This window comes from Reyranella sp. (genome assembly GCF_050185545.1).
Taxonomy (GTDB): domain Bacteria; phylum Pseudomonadota; class Alphaproteobacteria; order Reyranellales; family Reyranellaceae; genus Reyranella.
This window is the reverse complement of the sequence record NZ_JBFWZI010000167.1, coordinates 11145-15798: the sequence shown is the minus strand read 5'-3', so window position 1 is coordinate 15798 and position 4654 is coordinate 11145. Positions and strand designations below refer to the sequence as shown.

General features: G+C 69.2%; 5 protein-coding genes. 2 read left to right on the top strand and 3 right to left on the bottom strand.

Features of this window, described 5'->3' with window-relative positions:
• Nucleotides 1-1602 (bottom strand): heparinase II/III family protein (locus AB7O82_RS30070; RefSeq protein ID WP_428620925.1); only part of this gene is annotated, 1602 nt, incomplete at its 3' end.
• Between the two features lie 303 nt (nucleotides 1603-1905).
• On the opposite strand from AB7O82_RS30070, the gene AB7O82_RS30065 reads away from it, so the two are divergent.
• Nucleotides 1906-2367 (top strand): Hsp20 family protein, encoded by a 462-nt coding sequence (locus tag AB7O82_RS30065; protein ID WP_428547412.1) that lies wholly within the window; start codon nucleotides 1906-1908, stop codon nucleotides 2365-2367.
• 31 nt (nucleotides 2368-2398) lie between these two features.
• Nucleotides 2399-2626 (top strand): hypothetical protein, encoded by a 228-nt coding sequence (locus tag AB7O82_RS30060; RefSeq protein ID WP_428547409.1) that lies wholly within the window; start codon nucleotides 2399-2401, stop codon nucleotides 2624-2626.
• A 99-nt stretch (nucleotides 2627-2725) separates the two neighbouring features.
• Here AB7O82_RS30060 and ptsN read toward each other — a convergent pair whose 3' ends face one another.
• Both ptsN and rpoN read right to left on the bottom strand, forming a co-directional pair.
• Entirely contained in the window at nucleotides 2726-3196 is a 471-nt protein-coding gene (gene ptsN, locus AB7O82_RS30055; RefSeq protein WP_428547406.1) for a PTS IIA-like nitrogen regulatory protein PtsN, read from the bottom strand.
• A 119-nt stretch (nucleotides 3197-3315) separates the two neighbouring features.
• On the bottom strand, nucleotides 3316-4654 hold a 1339-nt coding region (rpoN, locus tag AB7O82_RS30050), incomplete at its 5' end, for an RNA polymerase factor sigma-54 (RefSeq protein ID WP_428620923.1).

Below are 4654 nucleotides of genomic sequence, written 5' to 3'. Positions count from 1 at the left end.
CTCGCCGAGATAGATGCTCTCGGCCAGGCCCATGCCGGCACCCGAGGCGCGCAGGCGCCAGGCGCGGCCGCTCGGCAGGCGCATCAGCACCGCCTGGCCGCTTTGCGCCAGGGTCGCCTTGACCGCGGGATGCAGGTGGAAGCGGACGATGAAGCGGCGGTCGGGCAGCGTCACCGGTCGGCCTTCGGGGCCGACGAAGGTGTCCTCCCCACGCAGGTCGCCGCCGTCGGCCGACAGCCAAATCCGCCGGCGATGGACAATGCCGTAGAGCGAGCGATAGCCGTCGTGGCACATGTCGAGCCACTGCGCCCCATCGGAGTCGGCGCGATCGACCAGCACGTTGCCGGCGCGATACTCGAGCGAGCCGTGATTGGTGATCTCGCTCGAATTGGTGTCGTCGACGACTGCCGTGCTGTGCGCCGCCGTGTAGCGCATGAAATGCCGCCATTCGCGCGCCGCACCGGGATAGGTGCCGCAATTGACGATCAGCCGCTCGTGCGCCGCGCTCATCTCGAACGACAGCGTGCCGGCATGGGCGATGCCGTCCATGCCGCGTCCCGGCGGGCTGCCCGAATCGGCGATCACCAGCGAGGTGCCCGCCGCAAGCCGCTGGAAGCCGCTGACCAGTGCCGACTTGGGCGCCGGCTCGCTCGACCCCGACCGCGCCAGCACCAGGTCGATCAGCGTGCGATCGCCCTCCCAGGCGCCGTTGAACAGGGCCAGCCCGCCATCGCCGTGACGGAAGAAGCGCAGCATGGGAGCCAGCCGGTCGATCGCGGCGACCAGCTCGGCGGGCGGGCGGCGCTCGGCCGAGGTCAGCGCCGCGCGGACGTCGAGCAGGTGTCGGAGTACGACGACCTGCAGGTGCGGCGCGCGCTCGGCCACGATGCCATCGTGCAGCACGTAGCGCTTCACGAACTTGCCGAGTCGCCCCAGCGTCTGCTCGAGGCTTCTTTCGAAGGCCCGGCCATCCCGCAGGAAGGCAAGGTCGGCGAAGACCAGCGCCTTCAGGGCCGCGACCGCATCGTGGCCGATCAGGCCGGCGCGCAGCGCGCGCTTGAGATGGGTGCGCTGGCGGGCGAGCGAGAACACGAAGCGGGCGGCGAAACCCGGATCGGCCGCCGCCGCCATCCAGTCGTAATGGCGGATCCACGCCACGATGCGCTCGGCCAGCACCTCGCGCCGCCACGTGATCGGCGACCAGCGCCACTCCTGGTTGGTCCAATCGTCGACCAGCCGGACCGCCAGGGAGGCGGCTGCGATGTCGCCCGAATCGCGCAGGTCACGCAGCCAGCCGAAGCCGTTCAGCGCCTCCAGCCAGAACGGGGACGCGCCGGCGCGCTGCCACGGCGGATCGGACGCCTCCGGCGCCACCGCATCGACGTGGCCGCGCGCCTGCAGCTCGCCAGACAGCAGGCGATGGCCGATCGCCGGATCGCCCGGCCAGTTGTCGGGCGCCACGGCGAAGAAGGTGCTTGGGCTGCCATAGCCCAAGGTCATCGAGTAAAGGCGGGAGCCGAGCAGCCAGCGGCGGACGGCGCGCGGCTCGGCCGGAGCCTCGAGGGAGGCCTTGGTGCGACGGATGGCCGGCGTGGAGCGCAAGGGACGCTCGCCTGCTACCAAAGGATCACCGGGCCGTCGCGAATCTGAAGCAACCAGCGTCATCAGCTTGTGTCGTTTTGGCCTGGCAGGACTGCCACCGGGCGGGTGAGGGGTGTCGACAGTCTACCCGACGGGGCCTGCCATGGCGATGCCTTGAAAACGCCCCCGTTCAGCTGGTTCCCCCGACACCCGGACGGGCGCTCCCGCCCGCGGGCCTTGAACCGGCCCGCCTGCTCCCCAGATTCACCCCAAGGGAACGCCTTATCGGGTTTCCGGGCCGCTCGCTCCGTGGAGGGGGGTTGCATGAGTCGTATGCCGATCTTCAATTCGCCCTTGCTGCTGGGCTTCGACCAGTTCGAGCGGACGCTGGACCGACTGGCCAAGAACGCCGAGGGCTACCCCCCGTACAACATCGAGCGCATTGGCGAAAACGGGCTGCGCATCACCTTGGCCGTCGCCGGTTTCACGACCGACGATCTGGTGATTGAGCTGATCGAGAATCAGCTGTCGGTGCGCGGCAAGCAGACCGACGACACGACGCGGGTGTTCCTCCATCGCGGCATCGCCGCCCGTCAGTTCCAGCGTGCCTTCATGCTGGCCGACGGCATCGAGGTTACCGGCGCCCGTCTCGATAACGGGCTGCTGTCGATCGATCTGGTGCGGCCGGTGGTCGAACCGCGCATCCGCACCATTCCCATCGATGGCGGCAATAGAAACGTGGAGGAAAGCACCACCATCGTCATCGCCGCCCGGCGAATGCGATAGGACGGGTATGGACGCTGCCAAGGAGGTAGCCATGGAAAACGAGCAGACGACGACGACTTTCACCCGCCTTCCCGACGACGCCTTCCTCAGCCTCGGCGCCCAGCAGATCGCCTATGTGAAGCCGATCAACCTGCCCGACGGCGCGCACGCGATCGGCATCTTCTCGGCCGACGGCAAGGCGGTCGCCGCCGCACCCTCGGTCGAGATCGCGCAGGCGCTGATCCGCCAGCACGACCTCGAGCCGGCCCTGGTGCATTGATCATCTGGACCGCGGGCGTCCCGCCCGCTCGTACGTCTGTCTGCGAACGCCCTTGAGTGGGCGGGACGCCCGCGGTCCGCAAGACTCTGAGCTTCTCGGCTAAGCCGCCGACTGCGTCTGCACCGGCTCGATCAGGAGCGCGTAGAGCGCCTCGGCGCTGTCGGTCGCACGCAGCTTGTCGACCAGGTTGCGATCGCGCAGCAAGCGTGACACCCGCGCCAGGGCCTTGAGATGGTCGGCGCCCGCCCCCTCGGGGGCGATCAGCAGAAACACGATGTCGACCGGCCGTTCGTCGATGGCGTTGAAATCGATCGGATGGATGAGCCGGGCGAACAGGCCGGATGGCTTGGCGATGTTCGGCAGCCGGCCATGGGGAATCGCAATGCCCCCGCCGATGCCGGTCGAGCCGAGCCGCTCGCGCTCGAGCAGTCGGTCGAACAGGCGGCGCTCGTCGAGCTTCAGGAGGGTGGCGATCCTGTTCGCCAATTCGGCCAGCAATGCCTTCTTGCTGGATGCCTTCACGTTCGCCAGGACCGCCTCGGGACCGGTCAGCAAATCGGCGATTTCCACAATGTCACCAATGGGTTGCCACGCAGGGACCAGTCGCACCCCTGGGCGAAAGGTGCGCCCCTATAAGCGCCTCGACCGTGCGGGTCAAGCCGGGCCGCGTGGCCATTGCCGAGCCTCGTTCAGTCGGCCGAACCCGCCAACATCGGCGGCGCCAGAGCGGTGTTGGAGAGGGCCGGCGGCAGGCTGCGCGCCATGCCCAGGCGGCCGAGCCGGCGGCGCTCGGCGGATGAAGGAATGCGCATGGCTTCACGATACTTCGCCACCGTGCGGCGCGCGATCTCGATGCCCTCCCCCTTCAGCAGGTCGACGATGCGGTCGTCCGACAACGGGTGCTGCGCATTCTCGGCCCCCACCAGATGGCGAATGCGCGAGCGCACCGATTCGGAAGACACGGTCGCGCCGGGCGTGCGCGCCGGCAGCGCCGAGGTGAAGAAGTACTTGAGCTCGAAGATGCCGCGCGGCGTGGCGATGTACTTGTTCGAGGTGACGCGGCTTACCGTGCTCTCGTGCAGCTCGGTGGCGATCGCGATGTCGCGCAGCACCAGCGGCCGCAGCGCGCTCACCCCCTGGCGGAAGAAGGCGTCCTGCTGGCGCACGATCTCGCGCGCCACCTTGAGAATGGTGGTGGCGCGCTGCTCCAGCGTCTTGACCAGCCAGTTGGCGGACTGGAAGCGCTCGGCGACGAAGTCGCGCTCCGGCTTGGCGCGCGCGCCCTTCATCAGGATGGCGTGGTAGTTGCGATCGACCAGAACCTTGGGCAGCGCATCGGTGTTGAGCTCGATGTGCCAGCCTTCCTCGCCGGTATCGGCATCCTTGGCCGGTAGCAGAACGAGGTCTGGTGCAACCGGCTGGATCGGCTCGAACTCGAACGCCTGGCCCGGGCGCGGATCGAGGGTGCGCAGTTCCGCCAGCATGTCACGCAGATCTTCCTCGTCGACACCGCAGCGGCGGCGCAGCTGGGTGAGCTCGCCGGCGGCGACCAGATCGAGGTTGTCGAGCATCGCCTTCATCGCCGGGTCGAGCCGGTTGCGCTCGGCGAGCTGGGCCGCCAGGCACTCCGCCAGCGTCCGGGCGAACAGGCCGGCTGGCTCGATGCCACGCAACCGGGTCCACACGGCTTCGACCCGGGCGAGCTCGACGCCGACCGCCTCGGCGACGACCGCGGCGTCGAGGCGGCAGTAGCCCGCCTCGTCGAGACCTTCGGCGAGCTTGAGCGCGATCCGCCGCTCGGCGGCATCGGAGAACAGGATGTCGAGCTGCTCCAGCACATAGGCGGCGAGCGAGCGCGGCCGATCGGCGACGAAGTCGAGCGCGTCGGGCGCATCCTCGCGCTGGCCGACCCGGCTTGCCGCGCCATCACCACCGCGATCGGCGTGCTCGCGCGTCCAGCGCTCGTCGGCATCGGCAAGCGCCGGCGCGGCGGCAGCCAGGGCATCTGCGGTATCCGTCGGGGCCTCG

Bases quoted from the DNA above. Each gene is read 5' to 3' on its own strand.
- AB7O82_RS30065 (WP_428547412.1), top strand. From the start codon at position 1,906: ATGAGTCGTATGCCGATCTTCAATTCGCCCTTGCTGCTGGGCTTCGAC.
- AB7O82_RS30060 (WP_428547409.1), top strand. From the start codon at position 2,399: ATGGAAAACGAGCAGACGACGACGACTTTCACCCGCCTTCCCGACGAC.